This is a genomic window from Streptomyces flavidovirens DSM 40150 (assembly GCF_000429085.1).
GTDB classification, from domain to species: domain Bacteria; phylum Actinomycetota; class Actinomycetes; order Streptomycetales; family Streptomycetaceae; genus Streptomyces; species Streptomyces flavidovirens.
In genome coordinates this window covers 227,605-242,257 of sequence record NZ_AUBE01000006.1, presented here as the reverse complement: position 1 = coordinate 242,257, position 14,653 = coordinate 227,605, and the positions used below count along the sequence as shown (strand labels likewise).

Sequence of the window (14,653 nt, the reverse complement as noted above, 5' to 3'; positions counted from 1 at the left end):
ACGTAGTGACAGCGAAGGTGGAAGGCACACTCATGGTGGAGATCAAGACCCCCGAGCAGATCGCGAAGATGCGCGAGGCGGGGCTGGTCGTCGCCGCCGTCCACGCGGCCACGCGCGAGGCGGCCGTACCCGGCGCCACCACCAGGGATCTGGACGAGGTGTCCCGCAAGGTGCTCGCCGAGCACGGTGCGAAGTCGAACTTTCTCGGGTACGGCGGTTTCCCCGCCACGATCTGCACCTCGGTCAACGAGGTCGTCGTCCACGGCATCCCGGACGAGAAGACGGTCCTGAAGGACGGCGACATCATCTCGATCGACGCCGGCGCGATCATCGACGGCTGGCACGGCGACGCGGCGTACACCGCCTTCGTCGGTACGGGGCACGCGCCCGAGCTGGTCGAGCTCTCGCGGGTGACCGAGGAGTCGATGTGGGCCGGCCTCGCCGCCATGAAGCTGGGCAACCGGCTCGTCGACATCTCCAAGGCGATCGAGTCGTACATCCGCCGCCAGCCGCGTCCGGCGACGGGCAAGTACGGGATCATCGAGGACTACGGCGGCCACGGCATCGGCTCCGAGATGCACATGGACCCGCACCTGCTGAACTACGTCACGCGCAAGCGGGGCAAGGGCCCCAAGCTGGTGCCCGGCTTCTGCCTGGCGATCGAGCCGATGGTGAGCCTCGGTACGGCGCAGACGGACGTCCTGGAGGACAACTGGACCGTCGTCACGACCGACGGGTCCTGGTCCTCGCACTGGGAGCACTCGGTGGCGCTGACGGAGGAGGGACCGCTGGTCCTGACAGCCGTCGACGGCGGCAAGGCGAAGCTGGCGGAGTACGGGATCACCGCCGCGCCCGATCCCCTCGGCTGAACGGCGTAATGATCTTGACTGTTGGGCACACTTGCCGGATTCGTCTTTTCCGGGTGCCTGACGTAGACTGACTCGTCGGCTCGCGTGTACCCGTATGCCTGCATACGGATGCGTGAGTCGATCAAGGTAGCCGATTCGAAGGGCGAAGCGTGGCCAAGAAGCAAGGTGCCATCGAAATCGAGGGCACCGTGATCGAGTCCCTCCCGAACGCAATGTTCAAGGTGGAACTTCAGAACGGTCACAAAGTCCTAGCGCACATCAGCGGCAAGATGCGTATGCACTACATCCGCATCCTCCCGGATGACCGGGTCGTGGTGGAGCTGTCTCCGTACGACCTGACGCGTGGCCGGATCGTCTACCGGTACAAGTAGATCTTGCCCACGCCCCGTGTCAGCGGGGCGGCGGCACTGACCCGGAGAACCTCACTTTCATGAAGGTCAAGCCGAGCGTCAAGAAGATCTGCGACAAGTGCAAGGTGATCCGCCGTCACGGCCGGGTCATGGTCATTTGCGAAAACCTGCGCCACAAGCAGCGCCAGGGCTGACGCACGACCCCCTGCATCTCGCAGAACTTCGCGCGACGCACGTAAAAACGTAATTACGCAGAACCCAGTGCCCACGGGTGCTGACACCTCCGGCGGAGGCCGGGGACCTGGTCCGTACCGCTCTCTTGAGGAGAGGGGTCGGCGGCCACGGAGCGGTTCTGCGGAAGACCTCCGAGCAAACAGGAGCCATGCATGGCACGCCTTGAAGGCGTTGACCTCCCGCGCGAAAAGCGTATCGAGGTCGCCCTCACCTACGTCTTCGGCATCGGTCGCACCCGTGCCCAGGAGACTCTCGCCGCTACCGGCGTGAACCCCGACACGCGCGTTCGTGACCTGGCCGAGGAAGACCTCGTCAAGATCCGCGAGTACGTGGACGTGAACTTCAAGACCGAGGGTGACCTTCGTCGCGAGGTGCAGGCCGACATCCGCCGCAAGGTCGAGATCGGCTGCTACCAGGGTCTGCGTCACCGCCGCGGCCTGCCGGTCCACGGCCAGCGCACCAGCACGAACGCTCGTACCCGCAAGGGCCCGCGTCGCGCGATCGCCGGCAAGAAGAAGCCGGGCAAGAAGTAGTCCTCAGCCGGACGCTCATCAGCGGTCTTCGCTGTAGGACCGACCACCTCCCGTAGGAGATATAGATGCCCCCGAAGGGTCGTCAGGGCGCTGCCAAAAAGGTGCGCCGCAAGGAAAAGAAGAACGTCGCTCACGGGCACGCTCACATCAAGAGCACGTTCAACAACACGATCGTCTCGATCACCGACCCCACGGGCAACGTGATCTCCTGGGCCTCCGCCGGCCACGTCGGCTTCAAGGGCTCGCGCAAGTCCACCCCCTTCGCCGCGCAGATGGCCGCCGAGTCGGCCGCCCGCCGCGCGCAGGAGCACGGCATGCGCAAGGTCGACGTCTTCGTCAAGGGTCCCGGCTCCGGCCGTGAGACCGCGATCCGCTCCCTCCAGGCCACTGGCCTCGAGGTCGGCTCGATCCAGGACGTCACCCCCACCCCGCACAACGGATGCCGGCCGCCCAAGCGCCGCCGCGTCTGATTCAGGTTGTTGCAGTGCGTGACGAGTGAAGACCGACCTTCACCTCTGAACGCGTTGTACTCGGGCGGTACGGTCCTTCGGGCCGTGCCGCCCGTACCCTTGTAACAGTTGGCATCAAATAGTGGGTGCCAAGACTGGAGGCATTTCTCATGCTTATCGCTCAGCGTCCGTCGCTGACCGAAGAGGTCGTCGACGAGTACCGCTCGCGGTTCGTGATCGAGCCCCTCGAGCCGGGCTTCGGTTACACCCTCGGCAACTCTCTGCGTCGTACGCTCCTCTCCTCGATCCCCGGTGCCGCTGTCACCAGCATCCGGATCGACGGCGTCCTGCACGAGTTCACCACCGTGCCGGGTGTCAAGGAGGACGTCACCGACCTCATCCTCAACATCAAGCAGCTCGTCGTTTCCAGCGAGCACGACGAGCCCGTCGTGATGTACCTGCGCAAGCAGGGTCCGGGCCTGGTCACCGCTGCTGACATCGCCCCGCCGGCCGGCGTCGAGGTCCACAACCCGGACCTCGTTCTCGCGACGCTGAACGGCAAGGGCAAGCTGGAGATGGAACTGACCGTCGAGCGCGGTCGCGGCTACGTCTCCGCCGTCCAGAACAAGCAGGTGGGCCAGGAGATCGGCCGTATCCCGGTCGACTCCATCTACTCGCCGGTGCTCAAGGTCACGTACAAGGTCGAGGCGACCCGTGTCGAGCAGCGCACCGACTTCGACAAGCTGATCGTCGACGTCGAGACCAAGCAGGCCATGCGGCCGCGCGACGCCATGGCGTCCGCCGGTAAGACGCTGGTCGAGCTGTTCGGTCTGGCGCGCGAGCTCAACATCGACGCCGAGGGCATCGACATGGGCCCGTCCCCCACGGACGCCGCTCTTGCCGCCGACCTGGCGCTGCCGATCGAGGAGCTCGAGCTCACCGTTCGTTCGTACAACTGCCTCAAGCGTGAGGGCATCCACTCCGTGGGTGAGCTCGTGGCGCGCTCCGAGGCCGACCTGCTCGACATCCGCAACTTCGGTGCGAAGTCGATCGACGAGGTCAAGGCGAAGCTGGCCGGCATGGGCCTGGCCCTCAAGGACAGCCCGCCCGGATTCGACCCGACCGCCGCCGCCGACGCCTTCGGCGCCGACGACGACGCGGACGCGGGTTTCGTCGAGACCGAGCAGTACTAGAACTTCCGGCGGGCAGCAGCTCGCCGGTAACTGACACCGGTACCTGATACGGCCGGTGCAGACACAAGGAGAAACACCATGCCGCGTCCCGCAAAGGGTGCCCGTCTGGGCGGCAGCGCCGCGCACGAGCGTCTGCTCCTCGCCAACCTGGCGAAGTCGCTGTTCGAGCACGGCCGCATCACGACGACCGAGGCCAAGGCCCGCCGCCTGCGCCCCGTCGCCGAGCGTCTGGTCACCAAGGCGAAGAAGGGCGACATCCACAACCGTCGCCTGGTGCTGCAGACGATCACGGACAAGAGCGTCGTCCACACGCTCTTCACCGAGATCGCCCCGCGGTACGAGAACCGCCCCGGTGGTTACACCCGCATCACGAAGATCGGCAACCGTCGTGGCGACAACGCCCCGATGGCGGTCATCGAGCTGGTCGAGGCGCTGACCGTGGCCCAGCAGGCCACCGGTGAGGCCGAGGCCGCGACGAAGCGCGCGGTGAAGGAAGACGCAGCCAAGAAGGACGAGGCTGCCCAGGACGACGCTCCGGCCGCCGAGGCTGCCGAGGGCGAGTCCAAGGACGCCTGAGCGTTCTGACTCCACCGGGCGGGCCCGCATCACCCTTCGGGGCGGTGCGGGCCCGCCTGTTTTTGCTGCTTTGAGAGGATGCGCTGGTGAGCGAGGACATTGAGGGTGCGGCGCCGGGGTTCGTGCGGGTGCGGCTGGATCTTTCGTACGACGGGAAGGACTTTTCCGGGTGGGCGAAGCAGACGGCCCGGCGCACGGTCCAGGGTGAGATCGAGGACGCGCTGCGGACCGTGACGCGGTCCTCGGTGACGTACGAGCTGACGGTCGCCGGGCGTACGGACTCGGGCGTGCACGCGCGCGGACAGGTCGCGCACGTCGACCTGCCGGAAAATGTCTGGGCCGAGCACCACGACAAGCTGCTGCGGCGGCTCGCGGGGCGGCTGGCGCACGATGTGCGGGTCTGGAAGGTGGCCGAGGCCCCCGCGGGGTTCAACGCCAGGTTCGCGGCCGTCTGGCGGCGCTACGCGTACCGCGTGACGGACAATCCGGGGGGCGTGGACCCGCTGCTGCGCGGACATGTGCTGTGGCACGACTGGCCGTTGGACGTCGACGCCATGAACCGGGCCGCACAGAAGCTGGTCGGGGAGCACGACTTCGCGGCGTACTGCAGGAGGCGCGAAGGCGCCACGACCATCCGGACCCTTCAGGAACTGAGCTGGGAGCGGGGAGCGGACGGTGTGATCACGGCTACCGTGCGCGCCGATGCCTTCTGCCACAACATGGTGCGCTCGCTCGTCGGCGCGATGCTGTTCGTCGGCGACGGGCACCGGGACGCGGACTGGCCGGGGAAGGTGCTGGCGGCGGGCGTACGGGACTCGGCTGTCCATGTCGTACGCCCGCACGGCCTCACGCTGGAAGAAGTCGGGTATCCCGCTGACGACCTGCTGGCCGAGCGGGCCCGGCAGGCCCGCAACATGCGGACGCTGCCGGGATCGCCGGCCGGTTCACTGTCCGGCGGTGGCTGCTGCTGACGCCTGGGTCTTTCCGCGCTGGTGGATCTGACGGAACGTGAACTCCGCGAGGTCGTCGCCGGTCGTGTAGACGTCCTTGTCGGTCGTGACGACGTTCTTGCCGCTGGTGAAGCCGCTCACGGTGAAGTAGGCGTAGCGGCCGTATGCGTTGGCGGTCTTGCGGCAGAACACGCCGCCCCGGCAGAAGGTGGGGACGCCGGCGCCGGGGAGGGAGGCGAGGCCGCCGCTCGCCTGCTCCTTGGCCTTCTGGGCCTGGGCGGCCGTGTCGAAGACCGCGACGCCCACGGTGACGGCCACGCCGCCCTTGGAGTAGGTCGCGCGGATGACCTGGTCGCAGCCGTTGTTGGCGAGTACGGAGCCCAGCGCGCCCTGGGTCGCGGCGGAGCAGCTGGTCGTGCGGTTCGTCGCGCCCTTGGCGTACGCGCGCTCGCCCATCTTCAGCTTCTTGCCGGGGAAGAGGCTGTCGGCGCTCAGCGGCAGCTTGTCCTTCTGCGCGCTGGAGATGAAGTCCCTGGGGTTGGGTGGGGGCGGGGGCGCCTGGGAGGAGAAGGAGGGGCCGGGCTGCGCGGACCCGGTCGGCAGGGTCTCCGGGGTCGGCAGCCCGGTCGCGGAGCCGTTGGTGCCGGTGGTCTTGCCGTTCGTCGTGACGACCGCTGTGGCCACGATCGCGCCGACCAGGGCGGTCGCGAGGACGCCGCCGCCGATGTACATCCACCGCTTGCGGCGGGCGCGTGCGGCGGAGGCGTCGGCGAGTGCCGCCCAGTCCGGTGTGTCGGGTGCTGTGTTCGTTCCGTACGGATCCTGAGGGCTCTGCTGTCCCTCGGGGCCACCCCAGGAGGGCCCCCCTTGCCCAAAGCTCATGCCGCGCATCCTAATCCGGTTGGGTGATGCGGCGGACGGCGGCGAGAATGCGGAGCATGGGACATCTTGAGGCCGCACACGTCGAGTACTACCTGCCGGACGGGCGGCCGCTGCTCGGCGACGTCTCCTTCCGGGTGGGGGAGGGCGCTGTCGTGGCCCTGGTCGGGCCCAACGGAGCGGGCAAGACGACCCTGCTCCGGCTGATCTCCCGAGAGCTGCAGCCGCACGGCGGTTCGGTGACGGTGAGCGGCGGGCTCGGGGTGATGGGGCAGTTCGTGGGGTCCGTGCAGGACGAGCGGACGGTGCGGGACCTGCTGGTCTCGGTGTCCCAGGAGCGGATCCGGGAGGCGGCCGCCGCCGTCGACCGGGCCGAGCACGGGATCCTGACCGTGGACGACGAGAAGGCGCAGATGGCCTATGCGCAGGCGTTGTCCGACTGGGCGGAGGTCGGCGGGTACGACGCCGAGACCGTGTGGGACATGTGCTCCATGGCGGCGCTGGGGATCGAGTACGACAAGGCGCAGTTCCGCGAGGTGCGGACGCTCAGCGGGGGTGAGCAGAAGCGGCTCGTACTGGAGGCGTTGCTGCGGGGGCCGGATGAAGTGCTGCTGCTCGATGAGCCCGACAACTATCTGGACGTGCCGGGCAAGCGGTGGCTGGAGGAGCGCCTGAAGGAGACCCGCAAGACGGTGTTCTTCGTCTCCCACGACCGTGAGCTGCTTTCGCGGGCCGCGGACAAGATCGTGAGCCTGGAGCCGGGGGCGACGGGGGCCGACGCGTGGGTCCACGGCGCCGGGTTCGACACCTTCCACGAGGCGCGGGCCGAGCGGTTCGCCCGGTTCGAGGAGCTCCTGCGCCGGTGGGAGGAGGAGCACGCGCGGCTCAAGGCGCTGGTGCTGAGGCTGCGGGGGCAGGCCGCGAGCAGCCCCGACATGGCGTCGCGGTACCGGGCCATGCGGACGCGGTTCGAGAAGTTCGAGGAGGCGGGGCCGCCGCCGGAGCCGCCGCGGAAGCAGGACATCCGGATGCGGCTGCGGGGTGGGCGTACGGGGGTGCGGGCCGTGGTGTGCAAGGGGCTGGAGCTCACCGGGCTGATGAAGCCGTTCGACCTGGAGGTCTATTACGGGGAACGGGTCGCCGTACTCGGGTCGAACGGATCCGGCAAGTCGCACTTCCTGCGGCTGCTCGCCGGGGAGGACGTCAGGCACACCGGGGAGTGGAAGCTGGGCGCGCGGGTGGTGGCCGGGCACTTCGCCCAGACGCACGCGCATCCCGAGCTGGTCGGGCGGACCCTCGTCGACATCCTGTGGTCGGAACATTCCAAGGACCGGGGCGGGGCGATGGGCGCGCTGCGGCGGTACGAGCTGGAGCGCCAGGGGGACCAGGCGTTCGACCGGCTGTCGGGCGGGCAGCAGGCGCGCTTCCAGATCCTGCTGATGGAGCTGGAGGGCACGACCGCGCTGCTGCTCGACGAGCCGACGGACAACCTCGACCTGGAGTCCGCCGAGGCGCTGCAGGAGGGGCTGGAGGCGTACGACGGGACGGTGCTGGCCGTGACGCACGACCGGTGGTTCGCGAAGACCTTCGACCGGTATCTGGTCTTCGGCTCGGACGGGGTCGTACGGGAGACGGCGGAGCCGGTGTGGGACGAGCGGCGGGTGGAGCGGGCGCGGTAGGGGGCGGGGGCCGGCTGGGGCGCCTGGTGCTGTGCGGGTGCGGGTGGCGGGCGGCCGGGGTGGGGCGCCTGCGGCGGGCTTTCCCCGACCCGCCCCTTCCCGAAGCGGGGCTCAGCCCCGGACCCCGGTCCTCAAACGCCGGACGGGCTGGAAGGTGCCGGGGGCGAAGCGGGACAGCCGCAGGCGGGACCGCCCGCACGCGCCGACGAGGCGCTGTCAGCCGCACGTCGGTCCGTACCCGCTGACGAGGTGCTGCGTGCCCGTCGGGGGCGGGTGTCGGGCCGTTTTGACCCGTACGGGGGCAGGCGGGTAAGCTTCCAGTTCGTTATGCGTATTGGCTTGGTCGTTCTCACGCGAGGGGCCCTTACGCCGGTCCACCGGGCCGATGACCAGCGGCAGGCAGACGGGTTGCGTCCCCGAATGCCGCCAAGGCTGTCGTCATCGTCCCAGTGGCCTTGTCAGGACCCTTCCCCTAGCTCTTGACGAGCTGGGGGAGACCCCACTCTGAAGAAGCGAAGGCTACGACCGTGCGTACGTACAGCCCCAAGCCCGGCGATGTCACGCGCCAGTGGCACATCATCGACGCGCAGGACATCGTCCTGGGCCGTCTGGCGACGACTGCCGCCAACCTCCTGCGGGGCAAGCACAAGGCGATTTACGCCCCGCACATGGACATGGGCGACTTCGTCATCATTGTCAACGCCGAGAAGGTTCACCTCTCCGGCAACAAGAAGACCCAGAAGATGGCGTACCGCCACTCCGGTTTCCCGGGCGGTCTCCGTTCGGTGCGCTACGACGAGCTGCTGGCGAAGAGCCCCGAGAAGGCCGTCGAGAAGGCCATCAAGGGCATGATCCCCAAGAACACCCTGGGTCGTCAGATGCTTTCGAAGCTGAAGGTCTACGCAGGTCCCGAGCACCCGCACGCTGCCCAGCAGCCGGTGCCGTTCGAGATCACCCAGGTCGCGCAGTAGTTCCGGCCACACCCCCTAAGAACGAAAGAAATCTGAGGAGAATCGTGGCCGAGACCACTGTTGAGACGCCCGTCGAGGGTTCCGAGGCCGAAGAGACCTTCGCCGAGGTGACCACCTTCGAGTCCGAGGTTCCCGTCGAGGGCGAGTACACCAGCGAGTCCCTCGCGGGCCGTTTCGGTGACCCGCAGCCGGCGGCCGGCCTTGGCCGTCGCAAGAACGCCATCGCCCGCGTCCGGATCGTTCCGGGCACCGGCAAGTGGAAGATCAACGGGCGTACGCTCGAGGACTACTTCCCGAACAAGGTCCACCAGCAGGAAGTCAACGAGCCCTTCAAGGTGCTCGAGCTCGACGGCCGCTACGACGTCATCGCCCGCATCGCGGGTGGCGGTGTCTCCGGTCAGGCCGGTGCGCTCCGTCTCGGTGTCGCCCGTGCGCTGAACGAGGCGGACGTGGACAACAACCGCGCCACGCTGAAGAAGGCCGGCTTCCTCTCCCGCGACGACCGTGCGGTCGAGCGCAAGAAGGCCGGTCTCAAGAAGGCCCGTAAGGCGCCGCAGTACAGCAAGCGCTAACCCGCCTGCTCGCCTGCATCAGACGTTCGCCCCGGCGGCACATTGTGTGCCTGTCGGGGCGTTCGTTTATGGCTTTGTAGCCACCTTGCATTTTCGGAGCATTTTCGGAGGACACCAGTGGGACGACTCTTCGGCACTGACGGTGTGCGCGGTGTCGCCAACGCGGATCTGACGGCCGAGCTCGCGCTCGGACTGTCGGTCGCGGCGGCGCACGTGCTCGCCGAGGCGGGCACCTTTGAGGGGCATCGGCCGACCGCCGTGGTCGGACGCGATCCGCGTGCGTCGGGGGAGTTTCTGGAGGCCGCCGTGGTGGCGGGCCTGGCGAGCGCGGGCGTGAATGTTCTGAGGGTGGGCGTACTGCCCACCCCCGCGGTGGCGTACCTGACGGGCGCGCTCGGTGCAGACCTCGGCGTCATGCTCTCCGCGAGCCACAACGCGATGCCGGACAACGGTGTCAAGTTCTTCGCGCGCGGCGGTCACAAGCTCGCCGACGAGCTGGAGCACCGGATCGAGGCCGTGTACGAGCAGCACCGGTCCGGTGAGCCGTGGGCGCGGCCGACGGGCGCGGGTGTCGGACGGGTGTCCGACTACGACGCGGGCTTCGACCAGTACATCGCGCACTTGATCGGCGTGCTGCCGAACCGGCTCGACGGGGTCAAGGTCGTGCTGGACGAGGCGCACGGGGCCGCTTCCCGCGTCTCTCCCGAGGCCTTCGCCCGGGCCGGCGCCGAGATCATCACCATCGGTGCCGATCCCGACGGGCTGAACATCAACGACGGGTGCGGGTCCACGCACCTGGAGCTGCTCCAGGCCGCTGTGGTCGAGCACGGTGCCGATCTCGGGATCGCCCATGACGGGGATGCCGACCGGTGCCTCGCTGTCGATGCCGAGGGGCGTGAGGTCGACGGGGACCAGATCCTCGCCGTGCTCGCCCTCGCCATGCGCGAGGCCGGTCAGCTGCGGAGGAACACCGTCGTCGGCACCGTCATGTCGAACCTCGGCTTCAAGCTGGCCATGGAGCGCGAGGGCATCGAGCTCGTCCAGACCGGGGTGGGGGACCGGTACGTGCTGGAGGCCATGAAGGCCGAGGGGTACGCGCTCGGCGGTGAGCAGTCCGGGCATGTGATCGTGCTGGACCACGCGACCACCGGCGACGGCACCCTGACCGGGCTGATGCTGGCAGCGCGGGTGGCCGCCACCGGGCGTACGCTCGCGGACCTCGCCGGGGTCATGAGCCGACTGCCGCAGATCCTCATCAACGTGCCCGACGTCGACAAGTCGCGCGTCACCACCTCCGCCGAGCTGGCGGCCGCCGTCGCCGACGCCGAGCGAGAGCTGGGCGCCACGGGACGGGTGCTGCTGCGCTCCTCGGGCACCGAGCCGCTGGTGCGGGTCATGGTCGAGGCGGCCGACATCGAGCAGGCGAAGGCGGTCGCGGGGCGGCTCGCCGATGTGGTGAAGTCCGCGCTGGGTTAGGCGTTGTTTCGCGCGGTACGTTCGCGCTGCTTCGCCCACAGGTACTTCTGGGCGAGCAGCGTGAGCGTACCGGCGACGACGATGCCCAGCAGGTTGAGCAGGAGCTGCTCGGAGGAGCGCCAGGTCTGGGCGGCGTCCCCGTAGATGAGCGCCACGGCGGCGTTGGCCGCGGCCGGCACTGTCGTCACCGAGATCGCTACGCCCACCAGGGCGCCGGACTTGGCCGAGGTGAGCGACAGCATGCCGGCCGCGCCCGCCAGTACCGCCACAACGAACGAGAACCAGTCCGGCGCGTAGATGAAGCCCGTATTGGGGCGGTCCGCTGCCAGTTGCTCCTCGGTGAACAGGCCCGTCGCGTTCATGAAGAGGCTGAACACGACCGTCACCGCCATCGCCGCGGCGAAGCCCACGATCAGCGCGGTGAACGAGCGCCACGCCAGCTTCGGGGCGCGCTGCACCAGCGCCGTGCAGAAGCCCGCCAGCGGGCCGAACTCCGGGCCCACCGCCATCGCGCCCACGATCAGGATCGCGTTGTCGAGCACCACACCGCAGGCCGCGATCATCGTCGCCAGCGACAGGAACGCGATGTAGGTGACGGAGAGGGTCGACTCCTCGTGGGTCGCGTCCGACAACTGCTCCCACAGCACCGCGTCCGCGGCCTCGCCCGGCGCGTCCTTCTCCGCCTGGTCGGCGCGCGTGGAGAGGGAGAGATCGATGTTCTCGACCGCGATCGAACCGCATTCGTCGATGCCGAGGGCGCGGAGCGTGTTGATGAGGTCGTCGCCCGCCTCGCGCGCCACGTCGCACATGATCAGATCGCCCGCCGGATCGCGGGCCGCCCCGGCGACGACGGCGAGGTGTGCGGTGCCGACCGTCTTCTCCACCGTGCTGACCACCTCGTCGGTACGGTCGGCGGGCACGATCAGGCGAAGGTGAAGCACGGTGTCAGTCCCTCAGAGTTTGCGGAGTGAGAGGCGCTTGACCTTGTGGTCGGGGCCCTTGCGGACAACCAGCGTGGCACGGCCGCGCGTGGGCGCCACATTCTCCAGCAGATTGGGTTTGTTGATGGTCCGCCACATCGTACGGGCGTAGTCCAGGGATTCTTCCTCGGAGACCTGGGTGTACTTCCTGAAGTAGGAGGACGGGTCCTGGAACGCCGTCTCGCGCAGCTTGCGGAAGCGGCCCAGGTACCAGGCCTCGATGTCCTCGGCGCGCGCGTCGACGTACACACTGAAGTCGAAGTAGTCGGCGAGACCGACCCGCGTGCGGCCGTCCTTGCCGGGGAGCGCGGGCTGCAGGACGTTCAGGCCCTCGACGATCAGGATGTCCGGGCGGCGGACCGTGAGGCGCTCGCCCGGCACGATGTCGTAGATCAGGTGCGAGTAGACGGGCGCGGTGACCTCGTCCTTGCCGGCCTTGATGTCGGCGACGAAGCGGGTCAGGGCGCGCCGGTCGTACGACTCGGGGAAGCCCTTGCGCGCCAGGAGGCCGCGGCGCTCCAGCTCCTCCATGGGGTAGAGGAAGCCGTCGGTGGTGAGCAGCTCGACGTGGGGGTGCTCCGGCCAGCGGGCCAGCAGGGCCTGGAGCAGCCGGGCGACCGTTGATTTGCCCACGGCCACGCTGCCCGCCACTCCTATGACGAACGGGGTGCCGCGCTGGGCGCCGTGGCCGTTGGGCGCGTCGCCGAGGAAGGTGTTCAGGGCGCCGCGCAGGCCCGAGGTCGCCTGTACGTAGAGGTTGAGCAGGCGGGACAGGGGGAGGTAGACGTCCCGTACCTCGTCGAGGTCGATGACGTCGCCCAGGCCGCGGAGCTTTTCGAGCTCCTCCGCCGTGAGAGGAAGCGGCGTCTTGTCGCGCAGGGCGCTCCACTCCGCCCGGGTCAGGTCCAGGTACGGCGAAGCGTCTGCCCGGCGCTGGGCGCCTCGCTGGGTGCTTCCTGGCGGCGAAGTGATCACATGAACATTGTCGGGTGTGCGGGGCCGCAGTGGGTGGTGTGCTCGGTCACGTGGGGGCGTCGGCCGTAGGGTGCGGACATGTGCGGAATCGTGGGGTACGTCGGCGGGCAGTCGGCGCTTGATGTTGTCGTCGCGGGACTGAAGCGGCTCGAATACCGGGGTTACGACTCGTCAGGCGTGGCCGTCCTCGCCGATGGTGGGCTGGCCGCCGGGAAGAAGGCGGGCAAGCTCGTCAACCTGGAGAAGGAGCTCGTGGGGCGGCCGCTGCCGGCCGGGGCCACGGGGATCGGACACACCCGGTGGGCCACGCACGGGGGGCCGACCGATGCCAACGCGCATCCGCATCTGGACAACGCGGGCCGGGTCGCCGTCGTACACAACGGGATCATTGAGAACTTCGCCGTGTTGCGGGACGAGCTCGCCGAGCGCGGGCACGAGCTGGTGTCGGAGACCGACACCGAGGTCGTGGCGCATCTGCTGGCCGAGTCCTTCTCCTCGTGCGGGGACCTGGCGGAGTCGATGCGGCTGGTGTGCCGGCGGCTCGAAGGGGCGTTCACGCTGGTCGCGGTTCACGCGGACGAGCCCGATGTGGTGGTGGGCGCGCGGCGGAACTCGCCGCTGGTGGTGGGGGTGGGGGGGGGGGAGGCCTTCCTCGCCTCCGATGTCGCCGCGTTCATCGCGCACACGCGCTCCGCGATCGAGCTGGGGCAGGACCAGGTCGTCGAACTGCGGCGGGACGAGGGTGGGTCCGGGGGTGTGGGTGGCGCTGCCGGGGTGTCGGTCACGGTCACTGATTTCCACGGCGCGCCCGCGGAAGTGCGGTCGTACCGCATCGACTGGGACGCCTCCGCCGCCGAAAAGGGCGGCTACGACTACTTCATGCTCAAGGAGATCGCCGAACAGCCGAAGGCCGTCGCCGACACGCTGCTGGGGCGGATCGACTCGGGCGGGTCGCTGACCCTGGACGAGGTGCGGATTCCCGATTCCGTACTGCGGGAAGTCGACAAGGTCGTGGTGGTCGCCTGTGGGACCGCCTTTCACGCGGGGATGATCGCGAAGCTGGCCATTGAGCACTGGACGCGCATCCCCTGCGAGACCGAGCTGGCGAGTGAATTCCGGTACCGCGATCCCATTCTTGACTCGCGGACGCTGGTGATCGCGATTTCGCAGTCCGGCGAGACCATGGACACCCTGATGGCGCTGCGGCACGCGCGGGAACAGGGCGCGAAGGTTCTGGCCATCTGCAATACGAACGGCTCGACCATTTCCCGTGAGTCGGACGCGGTGCTTTATACGCATGCCGGGCCGGAAGTCGCCGTTGCCTCCACCAAGGCGTTCCTGACGCAGTTGGTCGCCTGTTATCTGGTCGCGCTCTATCTGGCGCAGGTGCGCGGGTCCAAGTGGGGGGACGAGGTGCGGGGCGTGGTGCGCGAGCTGTCCGCCATCTCGGGCGAGGTGGAGCGGGTCCTGGAGACCATGGAGCCGGTGCGGGAGCTGGCCCGGTCGCTGGCGCGGAAGAACACGGTGCTTTTCCTGGGGCGGCATGTGGGATATCCGGTCGCCCTGGAGGGCGCGCTCAAGCTGAAGGAACTCGCCTATATGCATGCGGAGGGGTTCGCCGCGGGTGAGCTGAAGCATGGGCCCATTGCTCTGATTGAGGACGATCTGCCGGTGGTTGTTGTGGTTCCTTCGCCTCGGGGGCGGTCCGTTCTGCACGACAAGATCGTGTCGAACATGCAGGAGATCCGGGCGCGGGGGGCCCGGACGATTGTGATCGCTGAGGAAGGTGACGAGGCGGTTGTTCCGTACGCCGATCATCTGATCCGGATTCCGGCTACGCCGACGCTTTTGCAGCCGCTGGTCTCCACCGTGCCTTTGCAGGTCTTCGCCTGTGAGCTCGCCACGGCTCGGGGCAATGAGGTCGATCAGCCCCGGAATCTGGCCAAGTCCGTGACGGTGGAGTGAGC

The 14,653-nt window shown here is 68.6% G+C and carries 16 protein-coding genes; 13 read left to right on the top strand and 3 right to left on the bottom strand.

The genetic code is table 11. The annotated features are described in order from the left end of the window. The first annotated feature begins 32 nt into the window (after positions 1-32). The 8 genes from map (at position 33) to truA (ending at position 5,175) form a co-directional block, all read left to right on the top strand. A complete protein-coding gene (map, locus tag G412_RS0112255; protein WP_028812357.1) occupies positions 33-869 on the top strand; it encodes a type I methionyl aminopeptidase in 837 nt (278 codons plus the stop codon). A gap of 149 nt (positions 870-1,018) precedes the next feature. Beyond that, complete coding sequence (infA, locus tag G412_RS0112250) at positions 1,019-1,240, top strand: translation initiation factor IF-1 (RefSeq protein ID WP_003956442.1); 222 nt, start codon at positions 1,019-1,021, stop codon at positions 1,238-1,240. Between the two features lie 59 nt (positions 1,241-1,299). Beyond that, positions 1,300-1,413, top strand: a complete 114-nt coding sequence (gene rpmJ, locus G412_RS0112245) for a 50S ribosomal protein L36 (RefSeq protein WP_009740505.1) — start codon at positions 1,300-1,302, stop codon at positions 1,411-1,413. Between the two features lie 192 nt (positions 1,414-1,605). After that, a complete protein-coding gene (rpsM, locus tag G412_RS0112240) occupies positions 1,606-1,986 on the top strand; it encodes a 30S ribosomal protein S13 (RefSeq protein ID WP_028812356.1) in 381 nt (126 codons plus the stop codon). A gap of 65 nt (positions 1,987-2,051) precedes the next feature. After that, a complete protein-coding gene (gene rpsK, locus G412_RS0112235) occupies positions 2,052-2,456 on the top strand; it encodes a 30S ribosomal protein S11 (protein WP_003948617.1) in 405 nt (134 codons plus the stop codon). 149 nt (positions 2,457-2,605) lie between these two features. Continuing rightward, on the top strand, positions 2,606-3,628 hold the full coding sequence (locus G412_RS0112230; protein WP_003956430.1) for a DNA-directed RNA polymerase subunit alpha: 1,023 nt from the start codon (positions 2,606-2,608) through the stop codon (positions 3,626-3,628). Between the two features lie 78 nt (positions 3,629-3,706). Further along, the gene (gene rplQ / locus G412_RS0112225; protein ID WP_028812355.1) at positions 3,707-4,204 is read left to right on the top strand and encodes a 50S ribosomal protein L17; all 498 of its coding nucleotides are present in this window, start codon (positions 3,707-3,709) and stop codon (positions 4,202-4,204) included. Positions 4,205-4,290: 86 nt separating this feature from the next. Next, on the top strand, positions 4,291-5,175 hold the full coding sequence (gene truA / locus G412_RS0112220; RefSeq protein ID WP_028812354.1) for a tRNA pseudouridine(38-40) synthase TruA: 885 nt from the start codon (positions 4,291-4,293) through the stop codon (positions 5,173-5,175). On the opposite strand, the gene G412_RS0112215 is transcribed toward truA, so the two are convergent. Then, positions 5,149-6,036 carry a hypothetical protein gene (locus G412_RS0112215; RefSeq protein ID WP_028812353.1) on the bottom strand — a complete coding sequence of 296 codons (888 nt, stop codon included), beginning with the start codon at positions 6,034-6,036 and terminating at the stop codon, positions 5,149-5,151. The two genes, truA and G412_RS0112215, sit on opposite strands and share 27 nt — an antisense overlap. Before the next feature lie 47 nt (positions 6,037-6,083). Here G412_RS0112215 and G412_RS0112210 point away from each other — a divergent pair, with 47 nt between their 5' ends. The 4 genes from G412_RS0112210 to glmM all read left to right on the top strand — a co-directional run bounded on the left by G412_RS0112210 (position 6,084) and on the right by glmM (position 10,731). Next, entirely contained in the window at positions 6,084-7,712 is a 1,629-nt protein-coding gene (locus tag G412_RS0112210) for an ABC-F family ATP-binding cassette domain-containing protein (RefSeq protein ID WP_028812352.1), read from the top strand. A 527-nt stretch (positions 7,713-8,239) separates the two neighbouring features. Further along, entirely contained in the window at positions 8,240-8,683 is a 444-nt protein-coding gene (gene rplM / locus G412_RS0112205; RefSeq protein ID WP_028812351.1) for a 50S ribosomal protein L13, read from the top strand. Between the two features lie 44 nt (positions 8,684-8,727). Continuing rightward, complete coding sequence (rpsI, locus tag G412_RS0112200) at positions 8,728-9,255, top strand: 30S ribosomal protein S9 (RefSeq protein ID WP_028812350.1); 528 nt, start codon at positions 8,728-8,730, stop codon at positions 9,253-9,255. 117 nt (positions 9,256-9,372) lie between these two features. Continuing rightward, positions 9,373-10,731, top strand: coding sequence for a phosphoglucosamine mutase (gene glmM / locus G412_RS0112195; protein ID WP_028812349.1), 1,359 nt, complete (start codon positions 9,373-9,375; stop codon positions 10,729-10,731). Here glmM and G412_RS0112190 read toward each other — a convergent pair. Beyond that, on the bottom strand, positions 10,728-11,672 hold the full coding sequence (locus G412_RS0112190; protein ID WP_028812348.1) for a DUF389 domain-containing protein: 945 nt from the start codon (positions 11,670-11,672) through the stop codon (positions 10,728-10,730). The two genes, glmM and G412_RS0112190, sit on opposite strands and share 4 nt — an antisense overlap. A gap of 12 nt (positions 11,673-11,684) precedes the next feature. Further along, positions 11,685-12,686, bottom strand: a complete 1,002-nt coding sequence (gene coaA / locus G412_RS0112185; RefSeq protein ID WP_028812347.1) for a type I pantothenate kinase — start codon at positions 12,684-12,686, stop codon at positions 11,685-11,687. Between the two features lie 78 nt (positions 12,687-12,764). Between coaA and glmS the strand changes: the two genes are divergently transcribed. Further along, complete coding sequence (gene glmS / locus G412_RS0112180) at positions 12,765-14,651, top strand: glutamine--fructose-6-phosphate transaminase (isomerizing) (protein WP_028812346.1); 1,887 nt, start codon at positions 12,765-12,767, stop codon at positions 14,649-14,651. Positions 14,652-14,653: the final 2 nt, after the last annotated feature.